This is a genomic window from Mycolicibacterium obuense (assembly GCF_055397605.1).
In genome coordinates this window covers 277965-293009 of sequence record NZ_AP043663.1, presented here as the reverse complement: position 1 = coordinate 293009, position 15045 = coordinate 277965, and the positions used below count along the sequence as shown (strand labels likewise).

18 protein-coding genes are annotated in these 15045 nt (G+C 67.3%); 11 read left to right on the top strand and 7 right to left on the bottom strand.

The genetic code is table 11. The features are described 5' to 3' along the window. Positions 1-7: 7 nt before the first annotated feature. Genes nirD through ACZ50N_RS01365 form a run of 4 tightly spaced genes read right to left on the bottom strand, consistent with a single transcriptional unit; the run spans position 8 to position 3718 of the window. On the bottom strand, positions 8-382 hold the full coding sequence (gene nirD / locus ACZ50N_RS01380) for a nitrite reductase small subunit NirD (RefSeq protein ID WP_046361578.1): 375 nt from the start codon (positions 380-382) through the stop codon (positions 8-10). Next, a complete protein-coding gene (gene nirB / locus ACZ50N_RS01375) occupies positions 379-2901 on the bottom strand; it encodes a nitrite reductase large subunit NirB (RefSeq protein WP_464474413.1) in 2523 nt (840 codons plus the stop codon). The genes nirD and nirB overlap by 4 nt, the downstream gene beginning before the upstream one ends. Positions 2902-2936: 35 nt before the next feature. Further along, positions 2937-3308 carry an Asp23/Gls24 family envelope stress response protein gene (locus tag ACZ50N_RS01370; RefSeq protein ID WP_464474412.1) on the bottom strand — a complete coding sequence of 124 codons (372 nt, stop codon included), beginning with the start codon at positions 3306-3308 and terminating at the stop codon, positions 2937-2939. Continuing rightward, positions 3305-3718, bottom strand: coding sequence for an Asp23/Gls24 family envelope stress response protein (locus ACZ50N_RS01365; RefSeq protein WP_046361581.1), 414 nt, complete (start codon positions 3716-3718; stop codon positions 3305-3307). The genes ACZ50N_RS01370 and ACZ50N_RS01365 overlap by 4 nt, the downstream gene beginning before the upstream one ends. A gap of 163 nt (positions 3719-3881) precedes the next feature. Between ACZ50N_RS01365 and ACZ50N_RS01360 the strand changes: the two genes are divergently transcribed. From ACZ50N_RS01360 to ACZ50N_RS01350, 3 genes are all read left to right on the top strand, one after another. Continuing rightward, positions 3882-4454 (top strand): RNA polymerase sigma factor, encoded by a 573-nt coding sequence (locus tag ACZ50N_RS01360; protein ID WP_464474411.1) that lies wholly within the window; start codon positions 3882-3884, stop codon positions 4452-4454. Further along, the gene (locus tag ACZ50N_RS01355) at positions 4445-4882 is read left to right on the top strand and encodes a hypothetical protein (RefSeq protein ID WP_464474410.1); all 438 of its coding nucleotides are present in this window, start codon (positions 4445-4447) and stop codon (positions 4880-4882) included. The genes ACZ50N_RS01360 and ACZ50N_RS01355 overlap by 10 nt, the downstream gene beginning before the upstream one ends. Before the next feature lie 82 nt (positions 4883-4964). Next, positions 4965-5414 (top strand): universal stress protein, encoded by a 450-nt coding sequence (locus ACZ50N_RS01350; protein ID WP_046361584.1) that lies wholly within the window; start codon positions 4965-4967, stop codon positions 5412-5414. 25 nt (positions 5415-5439) lie between these two features. Here ACZ50N_RS01350 and ACZ50N_RS01345 read toward each other — a convergent pair whose 3' ends face one another. After that, positions 5440-6198: an isocitrate lyase/PEP mutase family protein gene (locus ACZ50N_RS01345; RefSeq protein ID WP_046361585.1), complete on the bottom strand. Its 759-nt coding sequence runs from the start codon at positions 6196-6198 to the stop codon at positions 5440-5442. Positions 6199-6306: 108 nt separating this feature from the next. Here ACZ50N_RS01345 and ACZ50N_RS01340 point away from each other — a divergent pair, with 108 nt between their 5' ends. The 7 genes from ACZ50N_RS01340 (at position 6307) to ACZ50N_RS01310 (ending at position 12683) form a co-directional block, all read left to right on the top strand. Further along, positions 6307-6603: an Rv0250c family protein gene (locus ACZ50N_RS01340; RefSeq protein ID WP_046361586.1), complete on the top strand. Its 297-nt coding sequence runs from the start codon at positions 6307-6309 to the stop codon at positions 6601-6603. Between the two features lie 53 nt (positions 6604-6656). Continuing rightward, entirely contained in the window at positions 6657-7493 is an 837-nt protein-coding gene (locus tag ACZ50N_RS01335) for a succinate dehydrogenase subunit SdhC (protein WP_046361587.1), read from the top strand. A gap of 51 nt (positions 7494-7544) precedes the next feature. Continuing rightward, positions 7545-9485, top strand: a complete 1941-nt coding sequence (locus tag ACZ50N_RS01330) for a fumarate reductase/succinate dehydrogenase flavoprotein subunit (RefSeq protein WP_046361588.1) — start codon at positions 7545-7547, stop codon at positions 9483-9485. A gap of 5 nt (positions 9486-9490) precedes the next feature. Beyond that, entirely contained in the window at positions 9491-10246 is a 756-nt protein-coding gene (locus ACZ50N_RS01325) for a succinate dehydrogenase/fumarate reductase iron-sulfur subunit (protein ID WP_046361589.1), read from the top strand. Positions 10247-10302: 56 nt separating this feature from the next. Continuing rightward, a complete protein-coding gene (locus tag ACZ50N_RS01320) occupies positions 10303-10680 on the top strand; it encodes a hypothetical protein (protein ID WP_236728406.1) in 378 nt (125 codons plus the stop codon). A gap of 30 nt (positions 10681-10710) precedes the next feature. Further along, complete coding sequence (locus tag ACZ50N_RS01315; RefSeq protein ID WP_046361591.1) at positions 10711-12447, top strand: acyl-CoA dehydrogenase family protein; 1737 nt, start codon at positions 10711-10713, stop codon at positions 12445-12447. 74 nt (positions 12448-12521) lie between these two features. Further along, on the top strand, positions 12522-12683 hold the full coding sequence (locus ACZ50N_RS01310) for a hypothetical protein (RefSeq protein ID WP_164481766.1): 162 nt from the start codon (positions 12522-12524) through the stop codon (positions 12681-12683). A gap of 2 nt (positions 12684-12685) precedes the next feature. Here ACZ50N_RS01310 and ACZ50N_RS01305 read toward each other — a convergent pair whose 3' ends face one another. Then, a complete protein-coding gene (locus ACZ50N_RS01305) occupies positions 12686-13183 on the bottom strand; it encodes a flavin reductase family protein (RefSeq protein ID WP_046361603.1) in 498 nt (165 codons plus the stop codon). Positions 13184-13268: 85 nt separating this feature from the next. Between ACZ50N_RS01305 and ACZ50N_RS01300 the strand changes: the two genes are divergently transcribed. Continuing rightward, on the top strand, positions 13269-13916 hold the full coding sequence (locus ACZ50N_RS01300) for a GAP family protein (RefSeq protein WP_046361592.1): 648 nt from the start codon (positions 13269-13271) through the stop codon (positions 13914-13916). On the opposite strand, the gene pe is transcribed toward ACZ50N_RS01300, so the two are convergent. Continuing rightward, positions 13913-15031, bottom strand: a complete 1119-nt coding sequence (gene pe, locus ACZ50N_RS01295) for an acyltransferase PE (RefSeq protein WP_046361604.1) — start codon at positions 15029-15031, stop codon at positions 13913-13915. The two genes, ACZ50N_RS01300 and pe, sit on opposite strands and share 4 nt — an antisense overlap. Between the last annotated feature and the right edge of the window lie 14 nt (positions 15032-15045).

The following is a 15045-nucleotide window of genomic DNA, read 5'->3' as shown; positions in this document are numbered from 1 at the left end:
AAAGTCCCTAATCCTGCGCCGCGGGTGGTGAGCCCACTTCGACGTCGCCGGCCGGGGTGATCCGCGTGGCGTACACGGGCAGCTCGTAGGTCGGATCGTCCAGGCACACCCCGTCGTCGAGGGCGAACGCCTGCTTCTTCAGCGGCGACTGCACCGTGGCGCGCCCGCCCCGATCGCCGACGATGCCCCGCGACATCACCGCCGCGCCGGTGAACGGGTCGATGTTGCCGACCGCGTGCACGCTGCCGTCGTCGAGGCGGAACAGCGCGGCCTGCGCCCCATCGGGCAGCAAGACCCCGACGCCGCGGTTGGGTAGCAGGACGTCGTAGGGGCAGGCCGTGGTCCAGACACCGACCCTGCCGATGTCGCTGAGAATCGTCACCGCTGCACCACCTTCGGCAATCCGAGCGGGGTCGGCACCATGCGCCCCGCACTCTGTGTGAACGTGACCGTCGGGTCCGCGGTGTCAGGTGCGTTGACGAACGAGACGAAGCGCGCCAGTTTCTCGGGGTCGTCGAGCACACCCTTCCATTCGCACGCATAGCCCTCGACGTGCCGGGCCACCGCGGCCTCGAATTCGGATGCCAGACCCAGAGAGTCGTCGCACACCACGTCGCGAATGTGCTCCAGCCCTTTCTCCTCCACCCACGGCGCGGTGCGTTGCAGGCGGTCGGCGGTGCGGATGTAGAACATCAGGAACCGGTCGATGTAGCGCACCAACGTCTCGTCGTCGAGATCGCCCGCCAACAGTTCGGCGTGCCGCGGCGTCATTCCGCCGTTGCCGCCGACGTAGAGGTTCCACCCGGTTTCGGTGGCGATGACGCCGACGTCCTTGCCGCGCGCCTCCGCGCATTCGCGGGCGCATCCCGACACGCCCATCTTGATTTTGTGGGGAGCGCGCAGGCCGCGGTAACGCAGTTCCAGATTAATGGCCATCTGCACCGAATCCTGTTGCCCGTAGCGGCACCAGTCACTGCCGACGCAACTCTTGACCGTGCGTAGCGACTTGCCGTAAGCGTGCCCGGATTCCATGCCGCCCTCGACCAACCGTCGCCAGATCTCGGGGAGCTGATCGACCCGCGCGCCGAACATGTCGATACGCTGACCGCCGGTGATCTTGGTGTAGAGCCCGAATTCGCGGGCGATCTCGCCGATCAGGATCAGGTGCTCAGGAGTGATGTCACCGCCGGGCACGCGCGGCACCACCGAATAGCTGCCGTTGCGCTGGATGTTGGCCAGGAAGTGGTCGTTCGAATCCTGCAGGGACGCCTGCTCCCCGTCGAGGATGTGATCGCTGCTCGTCGACGCCAGGATCGACGCCACGACGGGTTTGCAGATGTCGCAACCTTTTCCGGAGCCGAATCTTTCGACCAACCCGGAGAAGCTGCGGATCTCGGTGGCACTGATGATCTCGAACAACTCGGGCCGGGACTGGCTGAAATGCTCGCAGAGCGCCTTCGACTGCGCGACCCCCTGCGCCTCGAGCAGCTGCTTGAGCAGTGGCACGCACGATCCGCACGAGGTACCCGCCTTGGTGCACGCTTTGAGCGAGGGGACGTCGCAGCACCCCGAGCCGATCGCTTCGGTGATGTCGCCCTTGGAGACGTTGTTGCAGGAGCAGATCTGCGCCGTCTCGGGCAGAGCGCCGACACCCAGAGACGCTGCACCCGAATCGCTTCCGGCCGGCGCGAGAAAGGACACCGGGTCTCCCGGCAGCTGTTCGCCCACCATCGGGCGCAACACACCGTAGGCCGACGCATCGCCGACCAGGATGCCACCCAACAGAGTGCGGGCATCGTCGGAGAGCACCAGCTTGCCGTAGGTCTGCGCGACCGCATCGTTGACCACGACGTCGAGGCAACCTGGTGTGACGCCCATCGCATCGCCGAAGCTCGCGACATCGACCCCGAGGAGCTTGAGCTTTGTCGACATGTCCGCGGTACCGAATTCCGCTGCACCGCCAAGCAATCGGTCGGCGACGACCTCGGCGCTCGTGTATCCCGGCCCCACCAGGCCATAGCAGCGGCCCTCGATCGCGGCGACCTCGCCGATCGCGAAGATGCGGGGATCTCGAGTCGCACAGGATGTGTCGGTCAGCACGCCACCCCGCTCGGCGATGGCCAATCCGGCCTCACGAGCGAGTTCGTCACGGGGTCGGACACCGGCGGCGAAGACGATCACGCCGGCGTTGACGACGGTCCCGTCGCTGAGCGTGACGCGCGCTCCCGAGCCGACTGACTCGATGCGCTCGGTACCCACTCCGACGTGCACGGCGATCCCCAGGTCACCGATCATGCGGGCCAGCAGCGCTCCGCCGGCCTCGTCGAGCTGCTGGGCCATCAGCCGCGGCGCCATCTCGACGACGTGCGGAGTCATCCCGAAGCCGCGCAGCGCATTGGCCGCCTCCAGCCCGAGCAACCCGCCTCCGATGACGACACCGGCGGCGTCATCGGAGTGGGCGGCCACTGCGCGTTGCGCGTAGGTCTTGATCGCGTCGAGATCATCGAGGGTGCGGTAGACGTGACAGAGCGGCAGGTCGTGGCCCGGTATCGGCGGCACGAAGGCGTACGACCCGGTCGCCAGCACCAGCGCGTCATAGCCGAATCGGTCTCCGGCGGCGGTGGTCACGCTCGACGCCGCGGAGTCGAGCGCGACCACACGGTGCCCGAGCCGCAGATCCACCCGCTCGTCACCGGCATAGGTGTTGCCCGCCAACGCAAGTCGCGGACGCTCCCAGTGATCGGTGTAGCCCGTCAGACCGACCCGGTCGTAGGCGGCGTCGAGTTCCTCGGCCAGCACGGTGATCTGCCAGCGATTTTCGGTGTCGCGCGACCGCAGCGCCTCGACGAACCGGTGGGCGACCATGCCGTGGCCGACGACCACGACCCGTGAAGTTGCCATGCGGCCACGCTAGAAAGCGCATATTGCCGCTGTGTTCAGCCGTGTGAAGGGATCATCACGGTGTGCTCACCGACAGCGATCACCCGCTGTGAGCGTGAGTCGGCCGCTGATACATCCACTGCCGGGGAGTCGACTGCGATGACGTCCTCCACGGTGACGTTGACGGCCTGCCCGGGGAATTCGCGGGCCACCGCCTCGCGGACCGCGGCGGCGGTCTCGCGCACCGGCGCCCCTTCCCGCACGGTCAGATGCACGTCGATGTCGTTGTCGCCGAGCCGGACACCGTCCACCCGCCGCCCCGGCAGGTAGGTGCCGACCTCACCGAACATCCCGGGATGCAGCCCGGCGACCCCCGGTGTGGCGAGCACTGCGTCGGCGACGGTGTCGGCGGCCTCGCGGGAGGTCATACGACCCGCAGCTCGTCGGAGGTGCGCTTCGCGTCGACGTCACGGTCAACCGTGTCGTCCGCGACGTACACGTCGTGCACCGTGATGTTCACCTCGACCACCTCCAAGCCCGTCATCCGTTCGAGGGCGGCGATGACGTTACGCCGGATACCGGCCGCGAGATCGTTGATGGACACGCCGTACTCGGCGACGATGTCGACGTCGACCGCGGCCTGCTTCTCCCCGACCTCCACCGACACGCCCTGCGCGTGATTGACGGAGGCACCGGGAATGCGGTCGCGCAGCGCGCCGACGGCACGCGTCGCGCTGCCGCCCAGTGCGTGCACGCCGGTCACCTCGCGCGCCGCCAGGCCTGCGATCTTCGCGACCACCGTGTCGGCGATCGTCGTCTTGCCTCGTTCCGTGCTCATGGTTCTCCTGTCCTCGATCTCCACTGAGGGTGAGTCGCAGCGTGCCCGCCGATCCGAATCCCTGATTTGTGTGTCACTGCCCACATCATGATCCCGTGGATGACTAGGCTCGCGGCGTCACGCGGTTTCGCGTGATGGATAGCCGAGAGGATCGATACCGACGATGTCTGTTGGCGACCTTCTGGTCGAGGACCTCGAGGTCGACGACCGGGAACTGGCGGCCGCGGCAGCCGCCGGGGACCGCAGTGCCTTCGAGTCCCTGATCCGCCGTCACGGTCCCGCGCTGCATCGCTATGCGCGCCGGATGACCCGCGACGAGGCCGCGGTGCAGGACATCGTGCAAGAGACATTCGTTGCCGCGTGGCGGCAGATCGACAAGTTCCGCGGCGATGCGAGCCCGCGGACGTGGCTGTTCGCGATCTGCTCACGCAAGGTGGCCGACTCGCACCGGGTGAAACGGGCGATCCCGCTCGACGACCGCCTCATCGATCCCGTCGATTCCTCTGCGTCCTCCGACCCGTTCGCCACGCTGTCGAACACCGAATTCCTCGGTGCGTTGGAGGAGGCGCTCGCCGAACTGCCGCCCCGGCAGCGGGCAGTGTGGATGCTGCGAGAAGTCGAGGAATTGACCTTCCCGCAGATAGGGACGATCCTGAGCCTGAGCCCAGACGGTGCGCGGGGGCATCATCACCGCGCCAAAACCACTCTTCAACAGAGGCTGGAACGATGGCGATAGGCGACTACGACGTGCTGGCCCGGGCGTCCCGGGAACTGCGCGCGGCGCCCGAGCCCGGCTGGCCGGCTGTCGAGCGCCGCGTGATCGCGGCGGTGCGCGCCACCCCCCGCTCCGGGTGGCCGGTCACGGTCGTCGATCCGCGGCCGGGCCGCAATCCCGGTCGTATCCAGGTGAGCGATCTCGTGGTGCGCGCCCACCTGGCCCGCGTCCTGCGCGCCGTTCCCGACGTCAAGCTGGCCGAGCTCAGCGTCTCCGTCGAGGACACCGAGCTACAGGCGGTGCGCATCGAGGTCAGCGCTCTCTACGGCACCGACCTGGCCGTCCTCGCGGATCACGTCCGAACGCAGGCCCTCGCGGTCATCCGCGACGTCGTCGGAGACGCCACCGACGTGGACGTCGACGTCGCGATCACCGACGTGCATCGCTGACCCGATTCGCATCGTCCCGTTCTGGGTAACTTCGCGAGTGAACACTTGTACGCTGAAGTTCACGCCAGGAAAGGGGCAACGCGTGACCTCGTACCAGACCATCGTCGTCGGAACCGACGGCTCGGACACCTCGCTGCGCGCCGTGGACAAGGCGGCGTCCCTGGCCGCAGAATCCGGCGGGCGTCTGATCATCGCGTCGGCCTACTCGTCGAAGCACCATGACGCCGCGGGCCCCGACCCCGACCAGCCGCGCGGCGAGGGCTACCGCACCGCAGGTGATGCTCCCGTCTACGGCTTGCTCCGCGACGCGGCTGAGCGCGCCCGGACCGCGGGCGCCCGCACTGTCGAGGAGCGCGCGATCCACGGCGTACCCGCCGATGCGCTGATCGAGCTGGCCGAAGAGGTCGGCGCTGATCTGCTCGTGGTGGGCAGTGTCGGCATGACCTCGATGGTCGGGCGGCTCGTCGGCTCGGTACCGCGCATCGTCAAACGCAAGGCCCACACCGAGGTGCTGGTCGTCGAGACCGACTGACCTGAGCCTGATACCGCCCCTGACGTCAGCGCCAACGCGCCAGGATCTCCTTCGCCCGCTCGGCGAGTGCCGCCTGCCAGAACGGGCCGAAGCTGATGCGCGCCACGCCGAGAGGTCCGTACGACGCGGGATCCGCCTTGTCGGGTGCGCCGATCGCGTTCACCGGCAGCGGTAGCTCCGACGTCAGCCGCTGCATGGTCTCCGGACCGTGCAGACCCACCGGATACAGAACGTCGGCCCCGGCGTCGGCGGCCAACCGCAGCCGGGCGATCGCTCGGTCCACTCGATCAGCCTCGTCGCCGTCCTGGCGCAGGAACAGATCGGTGCGCGCGTTGACGACAACGTGCACGCCGGCCGCGTCGGCGGCCGAGCGCAGCGCGCCCACCAACTCGGCGTGCTCCTCGGGGCTGCGTAGTCGACCCCCCTCGCTGTGGACGGTGTCCTCGATGTTCAGGCCTACCGCCCCGACGCTGAGAAGCCCCTCGATGAGCCGGGCCGGCGCTTCGGCGTAGCCGGACTCGATGTCGACCGACACCGGCAGCTCGGTGGCTGACGTGATCTGCGCGACGCGAGTGATCAGATCGTCGAACGTCATGCCCTCGTTGTCGGCCTTGCCGACCGAGTCGGCTACCGGATGGCTACCGACGGTCAACGCGGCGAACCCGGCCCCCTCGGCCAGCCGGGCCGACCACGCGTCCCAGACCGTCGGCAGAACCACCGGATCGCCGGGCCGGTGCAACGCCAGCAACGTCTCAGCGCGGGCCTTCAGCAGGTCTTGCGTCATTGTTACCTCCATGCATCAAAGTGATCTGTCTCACCCCATTAGTGGGTGATGTGGCTAGCATCGAGTGCGTACTGTGATGCACGACACCCTTCAGCCCAAGGAGGTCACTTGTCCACCACCACCGAGCTCGCCGAACTTCACGATCTGATCGGGAACCTGCGGCGATGCGTGACCACGCTGGCGTCGCGATACGGGGACAGCCCTGCCACCCGTCGCATCGTCAACGATGCCGAGCGCATCCTCAACGATATCGATCGCCTCGATATCGACGCCGAGGAGCTGGAACTCGCGCGCGGGCTGTCCCGGCATCATCACGTCGGCGAGCGCATCGCGATTCCGGACACCCAGTACGACACCGATTTCTGGCGCGGTGTCGACGACGAGGGTCTCGGCGGCACGCGCTGAGCTCGGGGCCGGCCGGACAGGTCTGCCCCGCAAACATTCATCGAGAGGGAAACGTGAGTGCACCCACCGCCGACCGCAAGGCGACCGGCGTCTTCTCCCCAGGCCGAGCGCAGATCGCGGCGCGCACCCTGCGCACCGACAACTGGCTCAAGTCGCCGATCGTCACGGACCTGGGGTTCGCCGCGTTCATCATCTACGCGACGGTGCGTGCGTTCATGCGCGACGACTTCTTCGTCGAGAAGTACCACTACCTCACGCCGTTCTACTCACCCTGCCTGAGCAAGGCCTGCGGCGAGGCCAGTGAGTTCTGGCCGCAGATCCTGCCCACGTCGGGGCCACTCTCGCTGCTGCCGTACGCGCTGCTGTCGCTGCCGTTCCTGCTGCTGTTCCGGATCACCTGCTACTACTACCGCGGCGCCTACTACCGCTCGGTGTGGCAGTCGCCGACCGCCTGCGCCGTGGCCGAACCCCACGCGAAGTACACCGGCGAGACGCGCTTCCCGCTCATCCTGCAGAACCTGCACCGCTACTTCTTCTACATCGCGGCGCTCATCTCGCTCATCAACACCTGGGATGCGATCAAGGCCTTCCACTCCGAGGACGGTCCCGGCGGCTTCGGCTTCGGGCTCGGCAACGTCATCCTCGTGATCAACGTGGTGATGCTCTGGGTGTACACGATCTCGTGCCACTCCTGCCGCCACGTCGCCGGCGGCCGGCTCAAGCACTTCTCCAAACATCCTGTCCGGTACTGGATGTGGACGCAGATCAGCAAGCTCAACACCCGGCACAAGCTCTACGCCTGGGTCACCTTGGGCACGCTGATGTTCACCGACTTCTACGTGATGCTGGTGGCCAGCGGGACGATTTCCGATCTGCGGTTCGTCGGCTGAGAAGCGCACGCGCACAGAGTTTTTCTATTGATCAAGGACGAGTGAGGGTTGATGGCTTCGCATGAAGCAGAAGTAGAAGTAGAGATCGAACGGCACGAGTACGACGTCGTCGTCATCGGTGCCGGCGGGGCGGGACTGCGCGCCGTGATCGAGGCCCGGGAGCGGGGCCTTCGCGTGGCAGTGGTGACGAAATCGCTGTTCGGCAAGGCACATACGGTGATGGCCGAGGGTGGTTGCGCGGCAGCCATGCGCAACGTCAACACCAAGGACTCCTGGCAGGTGCACTTCGGTGACACCATGCGCGGCGGCAAGTTCCTGAACAACTGGCGGATGGCCGAGCTCCACGCCCAGGAAGCCCCCGACCGGGTGTGGGAGCTGGAGACCTACGGCGCGCTGTTCGACCGCACCAAGGACGGCAAGATCAGCCAGCGCAACTTCGGCGGACACACCTACCCGCGGCTGGCCCACGTCGGTGACCGCACGGGTCTGGAGATCATCCGCACGTTGCAGCAGAAGATCGTCTCGCTGCAGCAGGAAGACAAGCGCGAACTCGGCGACTACGAGGCGCGCATCCGGGTGTTCCACGAGGTCGCGATCACCGAGCTCATCAAGGACGGCGACAAGATCGCCGGCGCATTCGGCTACTACCGCGAGACCGGCGACTTCGTACTGTTCGAGGCGCCCGCGGTGGTGCTCGCGACCGGCGGAATCGGTAAGTCCTACAAGGTCTCCTCGAATTCGTGGGAGTACACCGGGGACGGGCACGCGCTCGCGCTGCGGGCCGGCTCATCGCTGATCAACATGGAGTTCATCCAGTTCCACCCGACCGGCATGGTCTGGCCGCTGTCGGTGAAGGGAATCCTGGTCACCGAGGGTGTGCGCGGCGACGGCGGAGTGCTGAAGAACTCCGAGGGCAAGCGGTTCATGTTCAACTACATCCCCGACGTGTTCAAGGGTCAGTACGCCGAATCGGAAGAGGAAGCCGACCAGTGGCTCAAGGACAACGACTCGGCGCGCCGCACCCCTGACCTGCTGCCCCGCGACGAGGTGGCCCGCGCGATCAACACCGAGGTCAAAGAAGGCCGCGGAACCCCGCATGGCGGGGTGTATCTCGACATCGCCTCCCGGATGACGCCCGAGGAGATCAAGCGCCGGCTGCCGTCGATGTACCACCAGTTCATCGAGCTGGCCGAGGTCGACATCACGACCGACGAGATGGAAGTCGGGCCCACCTGTCACTACGTGATGGGCGGTATCGAAGTCGACCCCGACACCGGTGCGGCCGCGACGCCGGGGCTGTTCGCCGCCGGTGAATGTGCCGGCGGCATGCACGGTTCCAACCGCCTCGGCGGGAACTCGCTGTCCGACCTGCTGGTGTTCGGCCGCCGCGCCGGCCTCGGCGCCTCCGACTACGTGCGCGCGATGTCCGACCGGCCCGCGGTGACCCAGGACGCGGTGGACACGGCCAAGGACATGGCGCTGGCGGTGTTCGACGGTCCGTCCGACGGCTCGTCACCCGAGAACCCGTACACGCTGCAGCTGGACATGCAGGACACCATGAACAATCTGGTCGGCATCATCCGCAAGGCCGACGAGATGCAGGAGGCGCTGGACAAGCTGCAGGAGCTGCGCGATCGCTACAAGAGGGTCAGGGTCGAGGGCGAGCGAAAGTTCAACCCCGGCTGGCACCTGGCGATGGACCTGCGCAACATGCTGCTGGTCAGCGAGTCGGTGGCCAAGTCGGCGATGACGCGGACCGAGAGCCGCGGCGGCCACACCCGCGACGACTTCCCGACCATGGACGCCAGCTGGCGCAACCACCTTCTGGTGTGCCGCTCCGAGGGCGACGACCCGGTGGTCCCGGACGTCGCCGTCTCCAAGGAGCGTCAGCCCACGATGCGGACCGATCTGCTGGAGACGTTCGAGCTCTCCGAGCTCGAGAAGTACTACACCGACGACGAACTCCTCGAACACCCGCAACGGAAGGGCTGAGCCACATGGGTGCCTATAACGCGAAGATGCGTGTCTGGCGCGGCGACGCCTCCGGCGGCGAACTGAAGGACTACACGGTCGAGGTCAACGAGGGCGAGGTCGTTCTCGACATCATCCACCGGTTGCAGCAGACCCAGACCGGTGACCTGGCGGTGCGGTGGAACTGCAAGGCCGGCAAGTGCGGATCGTGTTCGGTGGAGATCAACGGCCGTCCGCGCCTGGCGTGCATGACGCGCATGTCGACCTTCGGTGAGGACGAGACGGTCACCGTGACCCCGCTGCGCACCTTCCCGGTGATGCGGGACCTCGTCACCGACGTGTCCTTCAATTACGAGAAGGCCAGGGAGATCCCGTCGTTCACGCCGCCGAAGGACCTGCAGCCCGGTGAGTACCGGATGGCGCAGGAGGACGTGAACCGGTCGCAGGAGTTCCGCAAGTGCATCGAGTGCTTCCTGTGTCAGAACGTCTGCCACGTCAACCGTGACCACGAGGAGAACAAGCTCGCGTTCTCGGGCCCGCGGTACCTGATGCGGCAGGCCGAGCTGGACATGCACCCGCTCGACACACACGGCCACCGCGCCGAGCAGGCCCAGGAGGAGAACGGCCTGGGCTACTGCAACATCACCAAGTGCTGCACCGAGGTGTGCCCCGAGCACATCAAGATCACCGACAACGCGCTGATCCCGATGAAAGAGCGTGCGGCAGATCGCAAGTACGACCCGGTGGTGTGGCTCGGGAACAAGCTGTTCAGGCGGAAGTAGCCCCGGACGTGACCGACGGCCGGGCTGTTGCCGGGTCGATCTCGACGACGGACAGCGTGGCCGTCGCCGGATCGATCGGCACCGTCAACAGTGCGGCCGTCGCCGGATCGATCGGCACCGCCGGCAGCGTCGGCGTTGTCGGCTCCGTGGGCACTGCAGGTAGCGCCGCCGTCGCACGGGCGATCGGGACTGCCGGCAGCGCAGGCGTGGCCGGGTCCATCGCCACGGCGGGCAGCGCCGCCATCGCAGGGTGCGTGCTCGCCGTGCTGTGTATCGCGTGCCGGGGATGCCTGGCCTGCCTGGCGTGCGTCGACTGCGCGCGGTGCCGGGCCTGCGTCGGATGTGTCAGCTGTGACGACTGCATCGGCTGCGTGGGCTGTGTGAACTGCTCCGGGCTGCGCAACGCCGTCGGACTTCGCGACGTTCACGCCTGACGGACAGCCGAGGGCGCTACGTTGGCACGCATGCCGACTGCGCGCCTGCTCAACCCGCACACCTTCGACTCCGACCGGCTCGACCCCGAGTCCCGCCGGCAACTGCAGGCGCTGATCGCGTGGTTCGAGGAGCGCGGCAAGACCCGACTGCTGCGCGACGACCTCGACGCGGCCTGGGTGTCGGATTTCCTCGACTTCGTCAAGCGTGAGCGGCTGTTCGCGACGTTCCTGACACCGTCGGAGTTCGCCGGCGGCAACCCCGACAAGCGGTGGGACACGTCTCGCAACGCGGTGCTCAGCGAGATCCTCGGCTTCTACGGCCTGTCCTACTGGTACGCCGAGCAGGTCACGATCCTCGGCCTCGGTCCGATCTGGCAGAGCGACAACGTCAAAGCCAAGGAGAAGGCCGCCGCGCAACTGGAGGCCGGCGAGGTGATGGCGTTCGCGCTGTCGGAGCGCGAACACGGCGCCGACATCTACAACACGGACCTGGTGCTCACCCCCGCCCGCCCTGACGATGACGAGGGCGTGCTGTTCCGGGCTTCCGGGGAGAAGTACTACATCGGCAACGGCAACGTGGCCGGCATGGTGTCGGTGTTCGGGCGGCGCGGCGACGTCGACGGGTCCGACGGCTACGTCTGGTTCGTCGCGGACAGCTCGCACGAGAACTACGAGCTGATCGGCAACGTCGTGCACGGTCAGATGTTCGTCAGCACCTTTGCGCTGCACGATTATCCGGTGTACGAGGAGGACATCCTGGTCACTGGGCCCGACGCGTTCTCCGCGGCCCTGAACACCGTCAACGTCGGCAAGTTCAATCTGTGCAGCGGGTCGATCGGCATGTGCGAGCACGCGTTCTACGAGGCGATCAATCACGCCAACAACCGCATCCTCTACGGCAATCCGGTCACGATCTTCCCGCACGTGCGGGCCAGCTTCGTCGACGCCTACGCCCGCATTCTCGCGATGAAGCTGTTCAGCGACCGCGCCATCGACTACTTCCGCAGCGCAGGCCCCGAGGACCGTCGCTATCTGTTGTTCAACCCGGTGACGAAGTCGAAGGTGACCTCCGAAGGCGAAAAGGTGGTCACGCTGTTGTGGGACATCCTGGCCGCCAAGGGTTTCGAGAAGAACACCTACTTCAGCCAGGTGGTCCGGTTGATCGGTGCGCTGCCGCGACTCGAGGGCACCGTGCACGTCAACGTCGCGCAGATCCTCAAGTTCATGCCGAACTACATGTTCAACCCGGCCTCCTACCCGCAGATCGGCACCCGCGACGACCCGGCCGACGATGTGTTCTTCTGGTCGCAGGGTCCGGCCCGCGGCGCCTCGAAGGTGCAGTTCGCCGACTGGGCGCCGGTCTACGAACGCCACCTCGGAATCGCGAACGTGGGCCGCTTCTACGAGCAGGTCGGCGCGTTCAAGGAGTTCCTGACCACCGCGGCGCCGGACGCGGCACAGCAGAGCGATCTGGATTTCGTGCTCGTCGTCGGCCACCTCTTCTCGCTGGTGGTCTACGGCCAGCTGATCCTCGAGCAGGCCGAGATCACCCACCTCGACGCCGACCTGACCGACCAAATCTTCGACGTGATGGTGCGCGACTTCTCCGCCTATGCGGTCGCACTGCACGGCAAGCCCAGCTCGACCGAGGCGCAGCAGGCGTGGGCGCTCTCGGCGATCCGCAAACCCGTCGCCGACTCCGAACGCTTCGACAAGGTGTGGCACGAGGTGGCCGCCTACGACGGCGCCTACCAGATGAACCCGTAAATCAACCGTGGCCGGTATCACACTCCGGGAGTACGCTCGCGGACAGCAGCCAATCTGCGTCGAAAGGCAGCGCCGTGTCTCTACATCAACCGTTGAGTGTCAACGACATTCGAACCGCAATCCGCGAGATCAGCAGCCGGGCGGAGCTCGCGCGCCGGGAGGGCAGGACGGCTGATGCCGCCGAGCTCGACCATCGGGTGCGCCACTACCGCGACGAGCTCGGCACCCGGCCCTAGACTCAGGCGCCCAACCGCCGGAACGTACTGCGGTGGAACACGATGGGCGCCACCTCCGGGTGCACCGTGATGCCGCTGACCCGCAGCACCACGATCGTGTGGTCGCCGGCAGGCACCTGCTGCTCGATGGAGCTCTCCAGCCACACGCTGGTGCCCTCGATGAACACCGCTCCACGGTCGGTCGACGCCGTCTCCAGACCGGCGAACCGGTCCCCCGTCTTGGCAGCAAGCGTCCGGGCCGCCGCGTCGTGAGCCTCACCGAGCACGCTGATGCCCAGGTAAGGGGCGTCGACGAGACGCGGCCACGTGGTCGAGGTGTTCTGAACGCAGAACGACACCAGCGGCGGGTCCAGGGAGACGGGGACAAACGTGCTGGCCGCCAGCCCCACCCGGGTGCCGTCGATTTCCGCTGCGATCGCGATGACGCCGGTCGGGAAATGCCCGAACGCCTCGCGTAGCGAGGTCGGGCTCAGGTCGACCTGCGCGTGTCTTCCGCTCATCACCACCCATCTTCACACGCGGTCGCGGGGCACCGCCACGATGAGAATCCCGCTGAGTACAACCCCCGGTAAGTTGACGCCCATCATGTGGATTCCGCTGCTGCTGATGGCTCTCGCGGTGAGCCTCGAGCCGTTCCGGATCGGCATGACGGTCGTAATGGTGAACCGCCCGCGACCTGCGTTGCAGCTGCTCGCGTTCCTGGCCGGCGGATTCCTGATGGGCACCGCGGTGGGGGTGGTGGTGCTGTTCGTGTTGCGGCCCGCACTGGACTCGGCGCGGTTCACCCTGCCGGTGGTGCAGATCGTCGTGGGCGCCGTTGTGCTCGCGAATGCGGCGCTGATCGCGGCCGGGGTGCTCGGGCGGATGCCGGCGACCGACGGGCCGATGCTGACGCGAATACGGCGCCTGCTCGGCGGTCGCTCGCTGTGGATCGCCGGCGGTGCCGGGCTGGGGATCGCGTTGCCGTCGGTCGACTATCTGGCCGCGCTGGCGCTGATCGTGGCGTCCGGCGCGGAAGCGTCCGTCCAAGTCGGCGCACTGATCCTGTTCAACGTGGTGGCGTTCGCCCTCGTCGAGGTCCCGCTGCTGGCCTACCTGATCGCCCCGGACCGCACGCGCGCCACGGTGATGTCGGTGCACGACCGCATCCGCGCCGGCGGCCGGCGGGCCGTCGCCACGCTGGTGGCCGCAGTCGGCGGCGTCCTCGTCGTGGTGGGACTGGCCGGCCTCTAGCCCTGGTGGTTCACCACGTACTGCAACCCGGCGAGGAGCTGGGACACCGGATCCGAACCGCCTCCGAACGCCGCCTGGGTCGCCGGAGCGGTCACCGCGGCCGGGTCGTATCCGTTCACCGGGTCCACGGTGATCGGCGCGGTCGCCGGATCGTCGTTGCGTGAGTACCCGGCGTCGACGTAGGGCTGCAGCACCTTGTCCAGTTCGATCAGCGTGTTCTTGTCCACGCCGAGGTACTTGAACGGCAGCACCAGCGGCAGGTGCTCCTCAGGGATCATGAACGTCGTCGTCTTCGCGCCCCGAGAGTTCACGGTCGTCCGGATGTTCTGCGGTGGCACGTTGCTCGGCGTGGTGAACGCGACCGCGGTGTGGCCGGTGGCCAGCCCGACGATCGCGTTGGCCACCGACATCCAGTTGTCCGGCCGGTCCGGCCAGTCCGCGATGCTGTCGTAGGCCGAGACGAATTGATAGGTGTCGTACTGGCTTTCCACCGGCGCCGGGATGCGGTAATCGAGCGACGGCACCACGCTGCCGACGGGGAAGTTCTGCGTCAGGAAGCTCTCGCCGAACGCGTGCTTGCCCACCGGATCGCCGTACATCGCGAAGCTCAGCTGATCCGGCGGCGGGGCGGCGGGATCGTAGGCGAGTTTGGCTTGGACGTCGTTGAGCACCATCGCACCCTCGGACAGCCCGATCGCTGTGCCGCGCCCGCCCTGGCGCACCGCGTTGACGACGTTGGGCGTGCCGATGTCGACCGACTCGCCGATGCTCGGGCCGTCGAGCCCGAGTCCCGGGACGAAGCGTTCCCCGAACGCGCCGATGCCGGGGAACAACCGCTCCAACGTGTGCCCCTGCACCTGACCGGCCGGGTAGTCGACGATCTGACGGTCCAGCCCGGGGAACCAGTCGGCGCCGGTGCGCATGATGTATTCGTCGTACGGGATGCCGAGCACGTGGGCGCCGCCGAGGGCATACGCCCGGCCCGGCGTCCCGAGCACGGGAGAGCCGGGAGGGGGCGGCGGTGGCGGCTCGTCCGCGTTCGCGATGCCCGGGCCCACGCCACCCACCACTGCGACCGTGATGAGTGCCGTCATCGACGCCAGCGCCCGGCGCATGATCATGCCCGGCG

Excerpts from the sequence above, each read along its gene's own strand:
- nirB (WP_464474413.1), bottom strand. The coding sequence starts at position 2,901 with ATGGCAACTTCACGGGTCGTGGTCGTCGGCCACGGCATGGTCGCCCAC.
- ACZ50N_RS01370 (WP_464474412.1), bottom strand. The coding sequence starts at position 3,308 with ATGACCTCCCGCGAGGCCGCCGACACCGTCGCCGACGCAGTGCTCGCC.
- ACZ50N_RS01365 (WP_046361581.1), bottom strand. The coding sequence starts at position 3,718 with ATGAGCACGGAACGAGGCAAGACGACGATCGCCGACACGGTGGTCGCG.
- ACZ50N_RS01360 (WP_464474411.1), top strand. The coding sequence starts at position 3,882 with ATGTCTGTTGGCGACCTTCTGGTCGAGGACCTCGAGGTCGACGACCGG.
- ACZ50N_RS01355 (WP_464474410.1), top strand. The coding sequence starts at position 4,445 with ATGGCGATAGGCGACTACGACGTGCTGGCCCGGGCGTCCCGGGAACTG.
- ACZ50N_RS01345 (WP_046361585.1), bottom strand. The coding sequence starts at position 6,198 with ATGACGCAAGACCTGCTGAAGGCCCGCGCTGAGACGTTGCTGGCGTTG.
- ACZ50N_RS01330 (WP_046361588.1), top strand. The coding sequence starts at position 7,545 with ATGGCTTCGCATGAAGCAGAAGTAGAAGTAGAGATCGAACGGCACGAG.
- ACZ50N_RS01325 (WP_046361589.1), top strand. The coding sequence starts at position 9,491 with ATGGGTGCCTATAACGCGAAGATGCGTGTCTGGCGCGGCGACGCCTCC.
- ACZ50N_RS01315 (WP_046361591.1), top strand. The coding sequence starts at position 10,711 with ATGCCGACTGCGCGCCTGCTCAACCCGCACACCTTCGACTCCGACCGG.
- ACZ50N_RS01305 (WP_046361603.1), bottom strand. The coding sequence starts at position 13,183 with ATGAGCGGAAGACACGCGCAGGTCGACCTGAGCCCGACCTCGCTACGC.
- ACZ50N_RS01300 (WP_046361592.1), top strand. The coding sequence starts at position 13,269 with ATGTGGATTCCGCTGCTGCTGATGGCTCTCGCGGTGAGCCTCGAGCCG.
- pe (WP_046361604.1), bottom strand. The coding sequence starts at position 15,031 with ATGCGCCGGGCGCTGGCGTCGATGACGGCACTCATCACGGTCGCAGTG.